14 protein-coding genes are annotated in these 16,429 nt (G+C 64.4%); 1 reads left to right on the plus strand and 13 read right to left on the minus strand.

The features are described 5' to 3' along the window. From AB4068_RS11815 to tdh, 7 genes are all read right to left on the minus strand, one after another. Nucleotides 1-918: an SIS domain-containing protein gene (locus AB4068_RS11815; RefSeq protein ID WP_332601460.1), complete on the minus strand. Its 918-nt coding sequence runs from the start codon at nucleotides 916-918 to the stop codon at nucleotides 1-3. A gap of 215 nt (nucleotides 919-1,133) precedes the next feature. Next, nucleotides 1,134-2,357 (minus strand): imidazolonepropionase, encoded by a 1,224-nt coding sequence (gene hutI / locus AB4068_RS11820; protein WP_332601461.1) that lies wholly within the window; start codon nucleotides 2,355-2,357, stop codon nucleotides 1,134-1,136. Nucleotides 2,358-2,368: 11 nt separating this feature from the next. Beyond that, nucleotides 2,369-3,481: an NAD(P)/FAD-dependent oxidoreductase gene (locus AB4068_RS11825; RefSeq protein WP_441433479.1), complete on the minus strand. Its 1,113-nt coding sequence runs from the start codon at nucleotides 3,479-3,481 to the stop codon at nucleotides 2,369-2,371. 65 nt (nucleotides 3,482-3,546) lie between these two features. After that, nucleotides 3,547-4,017: a pyridoxamine 5'-phosphate oxidase family protein gene (locus AB4068_RS11830; RefSeq protein ID WP_059387879.1), complete on the minus strand. Its 471-nt coding sequence runs from the start codon at nucleotides 4,015-4,017 to the stop codon at nucleotides 3,547-3,549. A gap of 54 nt (nucleotides 4,018-4,071) precedes the next feature. Next, a complete protein-coding gene (locus AB4068_RS11835; RefSeq protein WP_441433480.1) occupies nucleotides 4,072-5,472 on the minus strand; it encodes a 6-phospho-beta-glucosidase in 1,401 nt (466 codons plus the stop codon). Between the two features lie 6 nt (nucleotides 5,473-5,478). Continuing rightward, nucleotides 5,479-6,687 carry a glycine C-acetyltransferase gene (locus tag AB4068_RS11840; protein ID WP_441433481.1) on the minus strand — a complete coding sequence of 403 codons (1,209 nt, stop codon included), beginning with the start codon at nucleotides 6,685-6,687 and terminating at the stop codon, nucleotides 5,479-5,481. A gap of 59 nt (nucleotides 6,688-6,746) precedes the next feature. Further along, nucleotides 6,747-7,793: an L-threonine 3-dehydrogenase gene (gene tdh, locus AB4068_RS11845; protein ID WP_284989759.1), complete on the minus strand. Its 1,047-nt coding sequence runs from the start codon at nucleotides 7,791-7,793 to the stop codon at nucleotides 6,747-6,749. Between the two features lie 115 nt (nucleotides 7,794-7,908). Here tdh and AB4068_RS11850 point away from each other — a divergent pair, with 115 nt between their 5' ends. Beyond that, nucleotides 7,909-8,847, plus strand: a complete 939-nt coding sequence (locus AB4068_RS11850) for a LysR family transcriptional regulator (protein ID WP_441433482.1) — start codon at nucleotides 7,909-7,911, stop codon at nucleotides 8,845-8,847. Here AB4068_RS11850 and AB4068_RS11855 read toward each other — a convergent pair. The 6 genes from AB4068_RS11855 to AB4068_RS11880 all read right to left on the minus strand — a co-directional run bounded on the left by AB4068_RS11855 (nucleotide 8,844) and on the right by AB4068_RS11880 (nucleotide 16,343). Continuing rightward, nucleotides 8,844-10,028: a Gfo/Idh/MocA family protein gene (locus tag AB4068_RS11855; protein WP_332601465.1), complete on the minus strand. Its 1,185-nt coding sequence runs from the start codon at nucleotides 10,026-10,028 to the stop codon at nucleotides 8,844-8,846. The two genes, AB4068_RS11850 and AB4068_RS11855, sit on opposite strands and share 4 nt — an antisense overlap. A gap of 14 nt (nucleotides 10,029-10,042) precedes the next feature. Then, the gene (locus AB4068_RS11860; protein ID WP_441433483.1) at nucleotides 10,043-11,761 is read right to left on the minus strand and encodes a DUF4091 domain-containing protein; all 1,719 of its coding nucleotides are present in this window, start codon (nucleotides 11,759-11,761) and stop codon (nucleotides 10,043-10,045) included. Nucleotides 11,762-11,824: 63 nt separating this feature from the next. Beyond that, on the minus strand, nucleotides 11,825-12,796 hold the full coding sequence (locus tag AB4068_RS11865) for a carbohydrate ABC transporter permease (RefSeq protein WP_441433484.1): 972 nt from the start codon (nucleotides 12,794-12,796) through the stop codon (nucleotides 11,825-11,827). Continuing rightward, complete coding sequence (locus AB4068_RS11870; RefSeq protein WP_284989764.1) at nucleotides 12,789-13,739, minus strand: carbohydrate ABC transporter permease; 951 nt, start codon at nucleotides 13,737-13,739, stop codon at nucleotides 12,789-12,791. The genes AB4068_RS11865 and AB4068_RS11870 overlap by 8 nt, the downstream gene beginning before the upstream one ends. Beyond that, on the minus strand, nucleotides 13,736-15,058 hold the full coding sequence (locus tag AB4068_RS11875) for an extracellular solute-binding protein (RefSeq protein WP_306961326.1): 1,323 nt from the start codon (nucleotides 15,056-15,058) through the stop codon (nucleotides 13,736-13,738). The genes AB4068_RS11870 and AB4068_RS11875 overlap by 4 nt, the downstream gene beginning before the upstream one ends. Before the next feature lie 280 nt (nucleotides 15,059-15,338). Beyond that, entirely contained in the window at nucleotides 15,339-16,343 is a 1,005-nt protein-coding gene (locus AB4068_RS11880; protein WP_306961324.1) for a LacI family DNA-binding transcriptional regulator, read from the minus strand. Nucleotides 16,344-16,429 lie beyond the last annotated feature (86 nt).

Consider the following 16,429-nt stretch of genomic DNA (forward strand, 5'->3'; position numbering starts at 1 on the left):
CTAGGCCGTGGCGTTCAGGACAACAGAGCGCGTGAGGTTGCGCGGGAGGTCGGGGTTGAGGCCGCGCACGCGTGCCCGCTCCAGGGTGACCTTGTGGACCCGTGCCAGCTCGGCGAGCGGGTGCTTGCCGGTATTGACGTAGAGGGCGCCGGTGCGGCCCATGTCGGCGTCCAAGCCCTCGGGCTGCGGGCCGAAGATCCACGTCACCCGGCCAGGGGCGGCGATGGAAATGGGACCGTGCCGGTATTCCATTGCCGGATAGGATTCGGTCCAGCCCTGAACTGCTTCGCGCATCTTGAGGCCTGCTTCGTGGGCCAGGCCAACGGTCCAGCCGGTACCGAGGAAGGTGAACTGTTCGGCGTCGAGCAACTCCTGGGAAACGGGCTCGGCCACTGCCGGACGGGCGTCCTCGATTGCCGTGCCGAGTTCGATGCCCAGGCTCGTCAGGAGGTACACGAGGGCGGTCGTGGCGAAGCGGGTCTGGACCACCGATTTCTCGTCCGCGTAGGGAAGGCCGATCACGGCGTCCGCCAGGGTGGTGATGGGTGAATTCACGTCGCCGATCACCGCGATAGTGCGGACTTTTCCACGCAAGGCTTCCAGGAGCTCAAGCACCTCCGTGGTGGTGCCGGAGCGGGTAATGGCGATGACGGCGTCGTACTGGCGGCCCGCGCTGTTGTGATTGAGGAAGGCTTCGGACGCTGCGAACGCGTCGGTGACGCCCTTGCCTGCGGCTTCGCGGGCGGCGGCATAGCTTTGCGCCATGAACCATGAGGTACCGCAACCGACGACGGCGATCCGCTCGCCGTCGACGGGAAGCAGGTGCTCCGCTTTGGATTGCTCGACGGCCCGCTGCCAGACCTCGGGCTGCGAAACAAGCTCTTCTTCCATGAAGGCCCCGAGGGTGTTGTTACTCATCGCACTTACCATTCCTGTCCGCGCTACTTCGACGCGCTCTTCAACACTCAATCATTTGACGTTTTATGATCCATATAAACACTAAACGATCATATTCAATCGCACAAGGATCGTGCGGCACCTCGGACACGCCCAAGCAAAAGCAGGGCCCCTCCATCTGGAGAGGCCCTGCCTGTGCTGCGAAAGCTGTAGGGAGACGCGTTGCGGAGGCGCCGCTAGACAGCGCGGACGCCCGCCCGCCACACGGCGAAAGTCAGCGGGATTCCGGGCCGGTACGCCAGATGGGTCGCCGACGGCGCCTTGAGCATGTGCAGGTCGGCGCGGTGCCCGACGGCGATCGAACCCACCGCCCGTTCGCCGTCGACGTCAACGCCCGACTCCCTGCCGAGCGCGAGCGCACCGCCGTACGTGGCCGCCCGGACAGCTTCATGGACGCTTAGGTGCATCTGCAGCACCGCCGTGGTGACGCAGAAGGCGATGGAGCTCGTGTAGGAGGTGCCGGGGTTGCAGTTCGCGGCCAAGGCAATCTGCACCCCAGCGTCGATCAGTGCCCGGCCCGGGGCGAGCGGCTGGCGGGTGGAGAGATCGCAAGCAGGCAGGCAAGTGGCAACCGTGCCGCGCGTGCCCGTTCCGGTGGAGGCATCCCAGCCGCTCCAGGTCCCGGCGAGCGCCCCGATGTCTGCCGCCGAGAGGTAGTTGACGTGGTCGACGCTGGCCGCACCGAACTCCACGGCCAACTGCACGCCAGGTCCTTCACCCAGTTGGTTGCCGTGGACGCGCAGGCCCAGGCCCGCGTCGCGGCACGCGGTCAGGACGCGGCGCGACTGCTCTTCGGTGAAAGCGCCGCGCTCGCAGAAGACATCGGCCCACTTCACGTACGGCCGGACGGCGTCGAGCATCGGACCGCAGACGAGGTCCGTGTATTCCTCGGCGTCGGCTCCAGCCGGGACCAAGTGCGCGCCGAGGTAGGTGACTTCATCCACGGTCGCTGCCGCGATGCGGGCACTGCGGGCCTCGTTCTCAAGGTCCAGTCCGTAGCCGGTCTTGCTCTCGAGGTAGGTGGTGCCCTGGGAAACGGCTTCTGCCACGCGCCCGGCAGCGAGCCGGGTCAGTTCCTCGTCGCTCGCTGCGCGCGTGGCGCCCGTGGTGACGGCGATGCCGCCGGCGCTGTAGCTCTGGCCGGCCATCCTGGCCTCGAATTCGGCGGTGCGGTCTCCGGCGAAAATCAGGTGCGAGTGCGAGTCAACCCACCCCGGGAGCACGGCGCGGCCTTCCGCGTCCACGTGCCCATCAGCCGAGGGAGCCTCCGACGCCGGACCGATCCAGGCAATCCGCTCACCCTCGATTACTACGGCGGCATCCTTGAGGACGCGATGCTCCGCGTCCTGGGTCATCAGTTCGCCGATGTTGCTGATCAGTGTGCTCGTCTGCCCGCTCATGAACCTATTGTTCAACGGCGGATGGACCAACGGGCCGCTGCCAGCTCCCTCGGTGTCCGGGATGCCGGACTGATGCCCGGTGCGGTGCCAACGGTCCCCGAACCCAGGATCTCCGCGGCGGCGAGTTCGGCGATGGCGGAAGAGGTCTGGAATCCGTAGCCGCCCTGTCCGGCAAGCCAGAAGAAGCCGGGAGCCTCGGCGTCGAATCCCACCACCGGAACGCCGTCGGCAGCCTCGGTGCGCAACCCCGTCCAGGCTTTCGCCACGGAGCGGATGCCCAGCGACGTGATCGAATTCAGCCGGGCCACCAGCTCCTCCACGTCGCCGGGCCGCGGCCGCGCGTCCTCGGGACCGCTCGGCACCGTTTCCGACGGGGAAATGAGCACCTGTTCCCCCTCGCGCCGGAAGTAGTAGGTGTCATCGGCCGCCGCCACCATCGGGGTGCCCGGCCGAAGCGGGCGCTCGACGTCGACGATGGCCGCCGTGCGCCGGAACGGCTGCAAGCCGAGCTTCTCCACGCCGCTGAGCACCGCGAGCTCGTCCGCCCAGGCACCTGCCGCGTTGACGACGACGGCGGACTGGAAGCCTTCCAGCCCGGCGCCCAATTGCCAGCCGGAACCAAGCCGTTGGGCAGAATGGACCCGGGCGCCGGTAATGATGTCCACTCCCCCGGCCTCGGCGCGCTGCCGGTGGTCTTCCAACAGCACGGGCGCATTGCAGGCGAATGACCCCGTGTCCAGGCCGGCGGCCGTGAAGGCCTCCGGATTCAGTGCCGGGCACAGCTCAAGGGCTTCGGCGTGCGTGATGGGGTGCATGTGTCCGCTGGCTTCCGCCTTGACGGTGGCTTCGTCGCCCACCAGCATGAACGAGCGCGGTTCCAGGACCGGTACCGGCAATCCGGCGTCGCGGGCTGCCATCAGCTCCAGCGTGCGGACGGTGAGTTCCTGCACGACGGCGGGTCCATAGCTGGGGATGAGCTGCCGGGCCGAGCGGGAGGACGTGTGGTACGCCAGTGTCTGTTCGGCTTCCACGAGGGCTACCGAACACTGGCCGGCCAGCGCTGAGGCGAGCGACAACCCGGCGATTCCTCCACCGACAATTACCACATCATAATTTGCAGCCATCCCCCCATCCTGTCAGCGCGCAGGCCCAGATGCGAGTAGCGCCCGGTGCCGAACAGGGCCGCCGGCTATTCCAACGCGGACGGCTTGATGCCGCTGTAGGGGGTCCACCACGTGAGCGGTTCCGTGACAGTGAAGCGCCGTCCGGAGATCGAATCCGCGGGAACCCGCACGAAATGGTCCTTCTTGCCTGATTCCCAAGGAAACAGGGGCAGGGAGAACGTGTTGATGACGTCGTCGAGCTGTTTGACGGGCGCCGCCTTGCCGTGGAGCACAACGCTCCACGCGACGCCCGTGTTGGCGTCGACGCCGTCCACCTCCATGGCCACCGGGAATTCGCCCAAGGCCGCGGCGAGCTTTGTGCCCGCTCCGGTCCTGAAGACCACCGTCCCCTGGTCCACGGTGTAATTGATCGGAAAAATGTCAGGGTGGTCTCCCAGCCACACGGCCAGCCTGCCGACGGACACGCCCCTCAGGAGATTCCAGCATTGCTGCGAATCCAACACTTCGGTCACGGAAGGTGCTGCATCTTTGTCCATGCTGCAGATACTAGGCCTCCTCTCCCCCTCGGGACAGGGCTTAGGCGAAGGGGTTCAGCGCAGGTATTGGAGTTCCTTGAAATGGCCGATGTAGTCGGCCAGGAGCGCTTCTGCCACCCTGACCGAGTCCACGAGCGGGTTCATGGCCATCGCCTTGTAGGCGGAGCGCCGGGAACCCGTGAGCGCAGCGTCGATGGTGGCGCGTTCCACCGCCTTGGCGTTGACGACGAGCCCGCGCGCGTAGTCCGGTAGGGGCTTGGCCGGGAGCACGCGGGCTCCACCCGCATCCACGAGGCACGGCGCCTCGATGACGGCGTCGGCGTCGAGTTCCGCCAGGGTGCCTTTATTGGGGACATTCAGGATCAGTCGGGCCGATTCGCCCTGGCTGATGGCGCGCATGATCGCCAAGGCCACGGCCTCGTAGCCGCCGGAAACCAGGTCTTCGGCGTCGCGTTCGAACGTGCCTGCCGCGTCCCTGTTGCTCTGCATGTATGTCTCTTCGCGATCGAGCTTGGTCTTCTCCCAGAGCCTGAAAGCCGCTTTCGACGACGGGACCCCCTGGGCGGGCTCCGCACCGCCGTCGTTCGCTGCCGCGAGCCCGCTGTAGAAGGACGACTGTTGGCGCGCCAGGTAGGCGCCGCGGGTAATGTGGGCGCGCCGGTCGGCGTCGAGCGCTTCCCGCCTGAAGTAGTAGTAGTGCAGATATTCGTTGGGAACCGCACCTAGGGCTTTGATCCACGAAGCGCCGAACAGCCGGCCCTCCTCAAAGGACTCGATGGCGCCGTCGTCGGCCAGGAGCCGCGGCAAGACATCCGCACCGTCGACCACGAGCCCGCGCAACCAGCCCAGGTGGTTCAGGCCGATGTAGTCGATCTGCACGGAGCCATCCCGAAAGGCAGCCGCGCCGCGGTGGATTCCGGCTGCGAGCAAGCATCGCCTGGCGAGCCCCACCGGCGAATCGCAAATCCCCACCACCTTGTTGCCAAGGACCCGCGTCATGACCTCGGTGATGACGCCGGCCGGGTTGGTGAAGTTGATGAACCAGGCGTGCGGAGCATGCTTCTTCACCGACTCGGCGATATCCAGGACCACGGGAATGGTTCGGAGGGCGTAGGAAATCCCCCCTGCACCGACGGTCTCCTGCCCAATGACTCCGCGTTCCAGTGCGATCCGCTCATCGGCGGCGCGCCCCTCGAGTCCACCCACCCGGATGGCGGAGAAGATGAAGTCGGTGCCGGGCAAGGCTGCCGGCAGCGCTGTGAACGTCCTCACAGCTGGTGCGTCGGGCACCCCCTCGGCCATGTCGGCGAGGACCCTGGCCACCACGCCCAGGCGCGCGGGGTCGGCGTCGAACAGCCTCAGTTCGGTGACCCGGCCGGGCCCATGGTCGGACAGCAACGCTGAATAGACCAGGGGTACCCGGAATCCCCCGCCGCCCAGGATGGTGAGGATCATGGGAACTCAGAGCCCCGCGGCTGCGCGGCTCTTCACGAAGGCCTGGACACACGCCTCGACGTCCTCGGAGCTGTGCGCGGCCGAGAGCTGCACGCGGATCCGGGCCGCTCCCTTGGGTACCACGGGGTAGCTGAACGCGGTGACGAACACTCCGTGGTGGAGCATCTCGTCGGCAACCTTCGCGGCAAGCACGGCGTCGCCGAACATCACCGGAATGATGGCGTGTTCGCCGTCGAGCAGCTCGAAGCCTTCCTCGCTCATGCGGCGCCGGAACAAGGCAGCGTTCTCGAAGAGCCTGGAGCGGAGCTCGCCCGAACCCTGGACCAGCTCAATGGCCTTGATGGTGGCTGCGACGATTGCCGGGGCCAGGGAGTTGGAGAACAGGTAAGGGCGGGCCTTCTGGCGCAGCATGGCGACGATTTCGCTGCGGCCGGAGACGTAGCCTCCGGAGGCGCCGCCAAGGGCCTTGCCGAACGTGCCGGTGTAGATGTCGATCCTGTCCGAAACACCCGCGTGTTCCGGGGTTCCGGCACCGGTGGCTCCCATGAAGCCGACGGCGTGGGAATCGTCCACCATGACCAGGGCGTCGTGCTTTTCGGCGAGATCGCAGATGGCTTCGAGCGGCGCGAGGTAGCCGTCCATGGAGAAGACGCCGTCCGTCACGATGATCTTGCGCCGGGCCGGAGCTTCGCCGCTCGAGGCTTCGATCAGCTTGGCTTCGAGGTCAGCCATGTCCTGGTTGGCGTAGCGGAAGCGCTTGGCCTTGCTGAGCCGGATGCCGTCGATGATCGAGGCGTGGTTCAGGGAGTCGGAGATGATGGCGTCCTCGGCCCCGAACAGGGACTMAAAGACACCTCCGTTGGCGTCGAAGCAGCTGGAGAAGAGGATGGTGTCCTCGGTTCCGAGGAACTGTGAGACCCGGGCTTCGAGCTCAAGGTGCAGGTCCTGGGTGCCGCAGATGAAACGGACGGAGGCCATGCCGAAGCCGCGCTCGTCCATGGCGGATTTGGCGGCAGCGATGATGTCCGCGTGGTCTGCCAGGCCCAGGTAGTTGTTGGCGCAGAAGTTCAGCACGGTGTTCGCCGGCTGGCCGAGCTGGCCTGCGGAGATGTGGCTGGCCTGCGGCGAGTCGATGTGCCGCTCGGTCTTGAAGAGGCCTGCGGTGCGGATCTCTTCAAGTTCGCCCTGCAGCTGGTCTTTGATGCTTGAGTACATGGTGGCTCCTGGTACTGGGGTCTTGGGGAGGACTTTACGGTGTCTTAGAATTCGGCGTTCTAGAGTTCAGTCCAGTCGAGGACAACCTTGCCGCCTGTGCCGGCGCGGGCGATTTCGAAGCCCTTTTCCCAGTCGGTGGCGGACAGCTTGTCCGTGACGACGGCGGAGATGTGGCTGTGCAGCACGGGGTTGGAGGACAGCATGGCACTCATGGCGTACCAGGTTTCGTACATTTCGCGGCCGTAGATGCCCTTGAGGGTCAGCATGTGGGTGACCACTTTGCCCCAGTCGATGTCGATGGACTGGCTGGGCAAGCCAAGCATGGCGATGCGTCCGCCGTGGTTCATGTTGTTGATCATCTCAGGCAGGGCCGTCGGATGCCCGGACATTTCCAGGCCGATGTCGAATCCTTCGCGCATGCCGAGCTCGAGCTGGGCATCCTTGACGCGCATCTTCGACACATCAACGGCGAGGTCCACGCCCATCTTCCGGGCGAGTTCGAGGCGGGGAGCGGACACGTCCGTGATGGCGATCTTGCGGGCACCGGCGTGGCGCGCGACGGCGATTGCCATGAGTCCGATGGGGCCGGCGCCTGTGATGAGCACGTCCTCGCCGACGAGGGGGAAGCTCAGTGCGGTGTGGACGGCGTTGCCGAAGGGGTCGAAGATGGCGCCAAGCTCCGGGGTGACGGAGGGATCGTGGTGGACCCAGACGTTGGTCTCCGGAATGACAACGTATTCGGCGAAGGCGCCGTCGCGCTGCACGCCCACGGACACCGTATGGATGCACATCTGGCGGCGGCCTGCGCGGCAATTGCGGCAGATGCCGCAGACCACGTGGCCTTCACCGGAGACGCGGTCACCGACCTTGACGTCGCGGACGTCCTCGCCCACGGACACCACTTCGCCGTAGAACTCGTGTCCCGCGATCAAGGGAGTCTCGATGATGCTCTGCGCCCAAGCGTCCCAGGACTGGATGTGCAGGTCCGTTCCGCAGATACCGGTGGTCATGACGCGGATCTTGACGTCGCTGGGACCTGCCTCCGGTTCGGGCCGTTCGACGAGTTCAAAACCAGCGTGGGGACCGGACTTGTAGAGAGCCTTCATGGGTCTTCCTAACTCAAGGGATTGGGCCGTTTGTGTGCCGTTTCACTTCATTGAAGCCCCACGGACGGTTTAGCACAACTAGGTTTTTCTCAATCAACGATTTAGCATTTGCTAAATGGAAGTACATCAGCTCCAAATGCTCAGGGAACTAGGAGATCTCGGCAGTGTCAAGGCCGTGGCCGAGACGCTCATGGTCACTCCCTCGGCCGTTTCCCAGCAGCTCGCCCTCCTGCAGAAGTCGGTGGACGTGCCCTTGACCCGCAAGGAAGGCCGCGCCTTGGTGCTCACCGATGCGGGCCGGGTCCTCGCCGACGCCGGAGCCGCCGTCGTGAGCGCCATGGCCGACGCCCAGGCGGCGATCGGCGCGTACCATGACTCCCCGGGCTCCACCGTCACCGTGAGCGCCTTCCACAGTGCGGGGCAGGCTTTGTTCGCTCCGCTCGCGGCCTTGTTGACGACCGCGCGCACCGCGGGTCCGGAAAACAGCGTTCCCCGCGTGAAGCTCGCCGACGAAGACGTCGCACAGGAAGACTTTCCGGGCCTCGCCGCGCGCTACGACCTCGTGCTGGCGCACCGGATGGAGCACAGTCCCGGCTGGCCCACCGACAAAGTAGCCGTCATCCCGCTCGCCGACGAACCGCTCGACGTCGCGTTGCCTGCCGGGCACCCGCTCGCGGCGCGCCGCGAACTCAGGCCGGCCGACGTCGTCGGGCAGCCCTGGGTGACCAGCCGCGACGGATACTCCCCCGCGGACGTGCTGGCCGCCGTCGTCGCCGTCAGCGGGCGTCCGGCGGACGTCCTGCACCGCATCAACGACTATTCCACCGTGGCCTCGCTCGTGGCGGACGGTGGCGCGATAGGTTTGCTCCCGCGGTTCACCGCCCAGCGCGTCCTGGACGCCGGCGTGGTGCTGCGACCGCTCGCGGGGGTGAATTCCGTGCGCAAGATCGACATCCTGGCGAGGCCGGAGACCCTGAAGCGGAAATCGGTCATGACGGTCTGCGAAGCACTACACACCGTCATGACCGAACTCGCCGGCGGCACGCGGCGCTAGAGTTCCCGGACCCGGGCCGGCTGCCCTGCGTTGAAATACTCCACGAGCTCTTCCGGCAAGGCCGGAACCAGCTTCGCGCAACCGTCGCCGCGGAGGGAGTCGGTGGCAAGCACTCCCGCGGCCACGGCCTCCCGGGCCGCGATCGGCGAGGTCGCCGTGGTTCCCCCGTCCTTGGCGAACCGCAGGAACTCTGCGATCAGCAAGGGGTCCGCACCGCCATGGCCGCCTTCGCCGTCACGGACCAAGACCTTCTGGTCGGGCTCGGCGAAACCTGACGTTGTCCGGGTGGTCCATACATAGATCTGATCGCCGGCCCCGTCACCGAAGTTCTCGATCCTGCCCTTGGTGCCGATCACGGTGTAGTTCCGCCAATAGTCCGGGGTGAAATGGCACTGCTGGTACGAGGCAAGCACACCGTTGTCCAGGACCATGTTCATCATCGAGATGTCCTCGACGTCGATCGTCTCGGCGAGGTCCGTCTGCTCGGTGGGGGGCCAATTGTCCACCGAAAACCAATCCCCCATCCGGCGGCCCGTGTTGTCGCGGCGGGACGCGACGTCCCCGTAGACGGCCAGATCCCCGATTGCCTGCACCTTGGTGCTGTACCCCCCGGCGAGCCAGTGGATGACGTCGATATCGTGCGCGCCCTTTTGCAGCAGCAGCCCGGTGGTGTTGGCGCGCTGGGCATGCCAATCCTTGAAATAGTAGTCCCCGCCGTTTCCCACGAAGTGCCGGCACCAAACGGCCTTGACGTCACCGATGGTCCCGGCCTGGATGATGTCCCGCATCTGCACCACCACCGGCATGTGCCGCATGTTGTGGCCCACGTACAGTCGTGTCCCGGTGTCGAAGGCCGTCTGGAGGATGAGGTCGGCTGCTTCGAGCGTGACATCGAGCGGTTTCTCGCAGAAGGTGGGAATGCCCGCTTTGAGCGTCCGGACCGCGACGGCGGCGTGCTGGTTGTCCGGGGTCAGGACCAGCACCGCGTCCAGGCCGGAGGCCAACAAGACGTCCAGGTCCTCGGTGATGACCGCCGTCGGGATCTTCTCTGCTGCGTCAGCCCTGCCGCGCTCGCCCAGATCGCACACAACCGTAACTTCCGAACCGTGGCCGGGCTTGTGCGCGTGGCGCCACAGCGACGACCGCAAGCCGAATCCGACGATGCCTACTTTGAGGTCCATAAGTACTTTCCTAACTAGATAAGTTGATGCGCGCGCGGTGTTTGACCCACGCGCTGCGCGATTCCCTGGTTGACCAGCTCGCGAACCCTCCGGTAATGGAGGGGGTCGTAGCTGAAACTGTCCATAGCGAGGCTGCCGCCGGAGCCGTTCGTATCGATGAGCGCCAGCACCTCCTCGCGACCGGCCAGCTTGGCCAGGAGCGAGAGAGCCCGGTGGTCCCACATGGCCTGGGCGAACACCTTGTAACGGATCGACTCCCACGGCACCCCTTCCGGTCCCGGGTAGACCAGGAAGGCATCGCCGCCCGGGAAGGCTCCCCCGGCACACGTGTCCTTGAACGGGTCCACGGGCGCCAACGAATGGGCCGAGTTATAGAAGTTGAATCCCCAATGCAGGAACCCCGCACATTCCAGGGCGAAGAGATGATGACCCAACACCCTGTTTCGCACCGAGGGCATGGAAATGAATCGGTTGGCAACGCCGGTGTCCTGGGCGACGCAGTAATAGACCCACAGGTCCTTCACTCCGGCGGCCAGGAACGGCGCCACGGCGTCGCTTGCCACCACGGGATTCGGTACTGCCCCACTGCGATAGAACTCAAAATCGCTCAGGGCATCAACCACCGTCAGCCCGTCCAGGAGATCCGCGACGACGCCCTTTGCCCGTTGGTATCCCTCCAGGGCCTCGGCGCCCTCCGGTTCATCGGATATGTGGAAAATGACCCGGTCAAGCGACCAGTGCTCCGCCAGGAAGGAACGCAGGGCCGGCAGCAGCTCGGCCATGAGCTCGCGGTACGAGGACGACGTCGCCGGTACGTCCCAGCCAAACCGCCGCTCCAGGCCTTCCGCGGTTTCGACATAGATCGCCGGAGTCGCTTTGGCCCCCCATTGTGTGAACAAGTGGGCTATTTCCAGGTACTCGATGCCGTGTTTGGCGCAAAGACCAACCCAGCGCTCCAGCCTGCTGAAATCAAAGTGGTAGCCGGAATCATCGCGGATCCCGATCAGTTGGGTGGCCAGCCGCGTTCCCCCAATGGCCGTGTCCAGTGGAGGGGTCCACGTGGGTGTCAGCAGCGAGTTGGCGCCCATCCTTGCCGCGGACCCCATGAAGGCATCGATGATCGACCAATGCTGCTCACTGAAGACCTCGACGCCGTAATGGCTCGCCAAGCCGTCGCAGTGGAACCAATGGGCGTTCACGATCTCCAGTTCCGGGGCGTGCGCATGCACCACAGTGACGCAGAGGTGGGTGGCGAAGAGCGTGTTGCCTTCCGCGTCCCGTACCGAGATCCCGAGTTCATGCTCACCGGCGTTCTCCGCGGATGGCACCACGAAGTCGATCCATGCGGAGGTCCATTGCCCGTAGAGGGGCTTGATCATCCCGTCCGGGGCTGGCCGCAATAGGTCCGGATACAGTCCGGGGGTGTCGCGGTCGTAACCGGCATCATGCTCCGGGAATGCCGCCAATGAACATGGCACCAGCTCAACCTGCGAAATGGAGGTAAATCCTGCCGCCGGACCATCGACTGAGACTTCCAACGCCCCCGACAGCCGGAAGTCGTGCTTCATGGGCGGCCTGAGGGCCACCTGCACCGAGGCGGTCTCGCCGGGGAAAACGGACATCGGAATGGTCCTGTCGAACGGCCGGGGTGGAGCGTCCGGGTAGACCTTTTCCAGGGCATCCACGAGCACGAACGACCAACCGTCTTCCGGGGCCGGGTTCTGTTCCGTCAAGGCTGCGATCCTTTCCTAAGTGAGGCTCTACGTGGGTCTCTACGTGAGTGTCCACGTGAGTCCCTACTTGAGTCCGGAGCGGCCGATGCCCGCCATGACACGCTTCTGCATGAGCAGGAACATGATCAGGATCGGCGCCATGGCCATGAGCGATGCTGCCATGAGGATCGGGTAATTGTTGGCGTGCTCACCCTGGAGGTTCGAAAGCCCGACGCTCAACGGTGCGGCGTTCGCCGTCGACGTCACCACCAAAGGCCACAAGAGGTCATTCCAGGACCACAGCACAGTGATGATGACGAGGGCCCACAGGCCATTGGCCGCGAGTGGCAGCATCACGCGGAAGAAGATCTGGAATGGATTGGCGCCGTCGAGCCGTGCCGCGTCTTCGAGTTCGTCCGGGAGCCCCATGAAGAACTGGCGCATCAGGAACAGGCCGAAAGCGCTGAAGATGCCCGGAGCCACGATGCCGGCAATGCTGTTCAGCCACCCCAGGTTTTGGATGATCTGGTACTGCGGGATCAGGAACAACTGGGACGGCACCATGATGATCGACAAGACGACGGCCAGGATGAGCCCCTTGAACCGGAACTGCATCCGCGCGAAGGCGTAGCCCGCCATCGAGCAGAGGAGCACTTGCCCGATCACCCGGATCACGGTGATTGCCACCGTCACCCAGAGCTGTGAACCGAAATTCATGGAGGTGAAGACGTCCGCGAAGTTGTGCAACTGGACAACGCTGGGCCACAGCGTGGGCGGCGTGCTTTGGACTTCTGCGTTCGTCGAAAGCGACATGACGATCTGGTACAAGAGCGGCGAGATCATGGCCAACCCGCCAATGCCCAGTACACAGTGCGCCAGGACGTTCGAGCCTTGCTTGCCGCCTTTGGTGCCGCCTCGGCTCTTGCCGTTGCCGCCCTTGGTGCCGCGGCTTGAGGGTCCCGGTGGTTTGCCCCCGGCGCGAGAGGGGCTGAATGCAGCTGTTCCGCCCTGCCGCGATTCGACGCCGCTTTTTGTTGAGAGCATCGATTCAGACATAGTTGACCCACCTCTTCTGGATGCGGAATTGGAAAGCGGTCAGAAGAGCGATGATCAGCAGGATCAAGATGCCGATGGCTGCCGCATAGCCCTTGTCGTTCTGCAGGAAGGCCTGGTTGTAGAAGATGTACACGAGGCTTTGCGTCTGCGGCATGGCCAGGTTCGCTTTCCCCATCATCACGTACAGCAGATCGAACAGCTGGAAACCGCTGATGACGGTGACGATCGTGACGAAGAAGATGCTGGGCGTCAACAGCGGAACGGTAATGCTGAAGAATTGGCGGACCCGGCTGGCCCCGTCCATCTCCGCGGCTTCGAAGAGCTCCCGCGGAATCTCGCGCAGTCCCGCGCTGATGATGATGAGGTTGAATCCCAGCGACATCCAAAGCCCCACGGTAGCCACGGCAAGCAGCGCGAACCCCGGCGTCGATGTCCAGTAGGGTCCCTGGATCCCGAACAAGCCCAGGAACCAGTTGATGGGTCCGAAGTCACCGTTGTAGATCAACCTCCATACGATCCCGACGGCGGCCGGCATGGTGATGTAGGGAATGAAGTACAGCGTCCGGTACAGGGCCGCGAAGCGCAGGCCGGGACGCTCGATCAAGGACGCAAGGATGACCGCGATGGGAATTCCCAGCAGCACGACCACCGTGTAGACCAGCGTATTGACGATTGACTGCGGAATGGTGGAATCCGCGAACATCCGCACATAGTTGTCCAGGCCGATGAACTTGGTTCCGCCGAAGACTCCCCACTTGGTGAAGCTGTAGTAGAACGTCTGGACAATCGGCCAAAGGTAGAACACGCCGATGCCCGCGACAGTGGGCACCACGAACAACCATGGCCACCAGCCATCCGATTTCGATTTTCCTTTGCGGCGATGCCCCGCTGGTAGGGCTGCACGGACGCCCTTGGCTGCCGGCGTCAGGGTCTGGGCTTTCATGATTCTTTGGCCAGGGCGGCATTCATCTGGCTGGCAAGGTCCTTTGCGACGTCGGCAACCGGCTTGGTCCCGGCGAACGCCTGCGGCAGCAGGGTGTTCTCGAGTTCGTTCCAGGCGGCTGTATTGGCCGACGCCGGGTAGGGCGAGGCATCCTTGGCCAGGTCAAGGAAGACGCTGAGGTCAACGGAGGGAACAGACTTTACCCAGGCGTCCTGGGTGCCGTTGAAGGCCGGGATGACGGTTCCCGTTTCCGCCTGGATCTTGGCAGCATCCTGGGTTCCCAGGAAGGCCACGAATGCCTGCGCCGCGGCAGGGTTCTTCGCATTGGCGGGAATCACGTTGGCAAGTCCGTGGATCACGCTCTGGTTGCTCTTCGGCCCCTTCGGGAGGCTGACAATGCCCAGATCGTCACCGAGTGCCTTTTGGGCTGGCCCGACGGTCCAGGAACCGTCCATGGTCATAGCCAATTTCCTGGACGTGAACATGTCGCTCGAGGAGGTGTCCGTCAATTGCTGCATCGAGGGTGAAACCCCGGACTCGATCAGGTCGCGCCAGAACTGGAGGCCGGCGATTGATCCGGCGGAGTCGTATCCGGACTTCTTGCCGTCGGTCGAGATGATGGTCCCGCCGGCTTCAATCATCGTGTTGTAGTAGCTGGTCTGGCCACCCGTGAGGTCGCCGGCATAGCCGTAGATGCCTTTGCCCTGGTAGAACTTGGATAGTTTCGCGCCGGCGGATTTCACGTCGTCCCACGTCCAGGTGGACGTCGGTTCGGACACGCCGGCCTCCTTGAAGAGGGCCTTGTTGTAGAAGAGCGCACTGGTGTCGAAGTCCTTGGGGACCCCGTAGAACGCCCCGTTGACGGTGTACAAATCCACGAGTGCCTTGGGGTAATTGGCCGTGTCCACTGCTTTGCCGGACACCAGGCCGTCCAGGGACAACAGCTGGTTGTTTTGCGCGTAAAGCTTGATGTGCGGGCCGTTCATCCAGAAAACGTCCGGAAGGGTGTTGCTGCTTGCCTGGGTTTGGATCTTCGTCCAGTAGGCCGAGCCCTTGGACGGCGTGACGTCGATGGTGACTTTGATGTTCGGGTATTGCTTGTTGAATTCGGTCACGATCTTCTGCATCGCGGGCTTTTGCGCAGCGTCCCAGATGGCGTAGCTCAGCTCCGCGCTCAGGTCCTTCGCGGGAGCGGCGTAGGCGGCCTTGGCTGCGCTACCCCCTGCGGCACTGTTCCCGCCGCAGGCAGCGAGCGAAACGACGGCAGCACCGGCAGCCGCAAAGGAAAGGAATGACCTGCGGGTCACGTTGTGGTTCATAAGAATTCTCCGATGTCTTGGTCAGAAGACCGACGGTCCTTCGGGGCGGGCCCGCATTCGGCGAACAGCCAACCCAACTGGTGTTGTGCAGTTGATCACATCATGTTAATCGTTTAAAGGCAAGATTTCGAATGATCTTTTCTTAACTTTTTCGGGCACAAAACGTCACCAAAGTGCATGGAGGGCGGTTAGAGCGATCACCGGGCGCATGCCTCGACCTACCAAAGGGACAGCCCCGGCTCACGCCGGGAGCGTCGGGTTTCTCATCGGAGGGTCGGATTCACGCCGAGGGCGCTGAGTCCCTCACGATGAGCTTCCACGGGAATTCCAGAATGCCGGCAGGCACATCGGGATTCTCTGCGCGGTCGAGCAGGAATGCGGCCAAGCCATCGAAAAAGCCCTCAGGACCAACGGTGGTCAACGACGGCGTCATGCGCTCGCCTTCCGTGGTGTTGCCGATCCCGATCACTTCGACGTCTTCCGGAATGCGGAGTTGCAGGCGTTGGGCCGCATGGATGGCTGCGATCGCGGCGAAGTCGGTGGTCGCATAGATCGCGGTCGGTCGGTCCGCACGCTGCAGGAGGCGAAACGCTGCGTCGAACGCGCTGAGTCCGTCGCGGTCATACGCCTCGACGTAGTCGTCCCGGTACTCCAAACCAGCCTTGGCAAGGCCGCGGGTGTAGGCACCCAAGCGGATGTCCAGGGTGCTCATCGACGGTGCTGAGGAGATCAGGCAAGCCACGCGGCGGTGCCGCGCGGTGAGGTGCTCCACTGCCAGATCGCACGACGAACCAACCACCGGCCGCACGACGTCGAATCCCTCAGGTTCCATGGTGTCGCTGAAGACCACCAGGCGCTGCAACCTTGCCGCCTGTGCCAGCAGTTCGACATCGCCGGGCTCGTCGGCGCCGTCGATGAATGTCACGTCCGCGTTTTGCCGTTTGAGGGCCACCCGCCAGTCGGTATCGGCCAGGATCATCGGCGTAATGCCTCGTCGGGCCGCGGCCGTACCAACAGCGCGGCTCACATCCAATGCCCACGGATCCGAGATCATGGTCAGTGACAACATGAGCAGGTTCGTTCGTCCGGTGCGGATTGCCCGTGCCGATTGGTTGGGGCGATATCCGAGGGCGAGGGCAGCCTCTTGAACCCGAAGCACGGTAGCTGGTGCCACCCCGGAACCGCTCCTGCTGCCGTCTTTGCCGCTCCTGCCTGAAAGCACATAGGACACGGTCGCCGTCGAGACCCCGGCTGCCGCCGCCACGGACTTGATCGTGGGGCGCATTCGTCTCCTTCGTGGCTAAGCCGCCGGACCACGGGCATGGTGCGGCGGTAGTAGCATCATAGCCAGACGAGCGGGCGCGCAGGGTC

Origin of the sequence: Arthrobacter sp. 2RAF22 (genome assembly GCF_052115325.1) — a bacterium.
In the GTDB taxonomy this organism is placed as follows: domain Bacteria; phylum Actinomycetota; class Actinomycetes; order Actinomycetales; family Micrococcaceae; genus Arthrobacter.

Coding starts and splice junctions, on each gene's coding strand:
- AB4068_RS11815 (WP_332601460.1), bottom strand. CDS start 918: ATGAGTAACAACACCCTCGGGGCCTTCATGGAAGAAGAGCTTGTTTCG.
- hutI (WP_332601461.1), bottom strand. CDS start 2,357: ATGAGCGGGCAGACGAGCACACTGATCAGCAACATCGGCGAACTGATG.
- AB4068_RS11825 (WP_441433479.1), bottom strand. CDS start 3,481: ATGGCTGCAAATTATGATGTGGTAATTGTCGGTGGAGGAATCGCCGGG.
- AB4068_RS11830 (WP_059387879.1), bottom strand. CDS start 4,017: ATGGACAAAGATGCAGCACCTTCCGTGACCGAAGTGTTGGATTCGCAG.
- AB4068_RS11835 (WP_441433480.1), bottom strand. CDS start 5,472: ATGATCCTCACCATCCTGGGCGGCGGGGGATTCCGGGTACCCCTGGTC.
- tdh (WP_284989759.1), bottom strand. CDS start 7,793: ATGAAGGCTCTCTACAAGTCCGGTCCCCACGCTGGTTTTGAACTCGTC.
- AB4068_RS11850 (WP_441433482.1), top strand. CDS start 7,909: ATGGAAGTACATCAGCTCCAAATGCTCAGGGAACTAGGAGATCTCGGC.
- AB4068_RS11855 (WP_332601465.1), bottom strand. CDS start 10,028: ATGGACCTCAAAGTAGGCATCGTCGGATTCGGCTTGCGGTCGTCGCTG.
- AB4068_RS11865 (WP_441433484.1), bottom strand. CDS start 12,796: ATGTCTGAATCGATGCTCTCAACAAAAAGCGGCGTCGAATCGCGGCAG.
- AB4068_RS11870 (WP_284989764.1), bottom strand. CDS start 13,739: ATGAAAGCCCAGACCCTGACGCCGGCAGCCAAGGGCGTCCGTGCAGCC.
- AB4068_RS11875 (WP_306961326.1), bottom strand. CDS start 15,058: ATGAACCACAACGTGACCCGCAGGTCATTCCTTTCCTTTGCGGCTGCC.
- AB4068_RS11880 (WP_306961324.1), bottom strand. CDS start 16,343: ATGCGCCCCACGATCAAGTCCGTGGCGGCGGCAGCCGGGGTCTCGACG.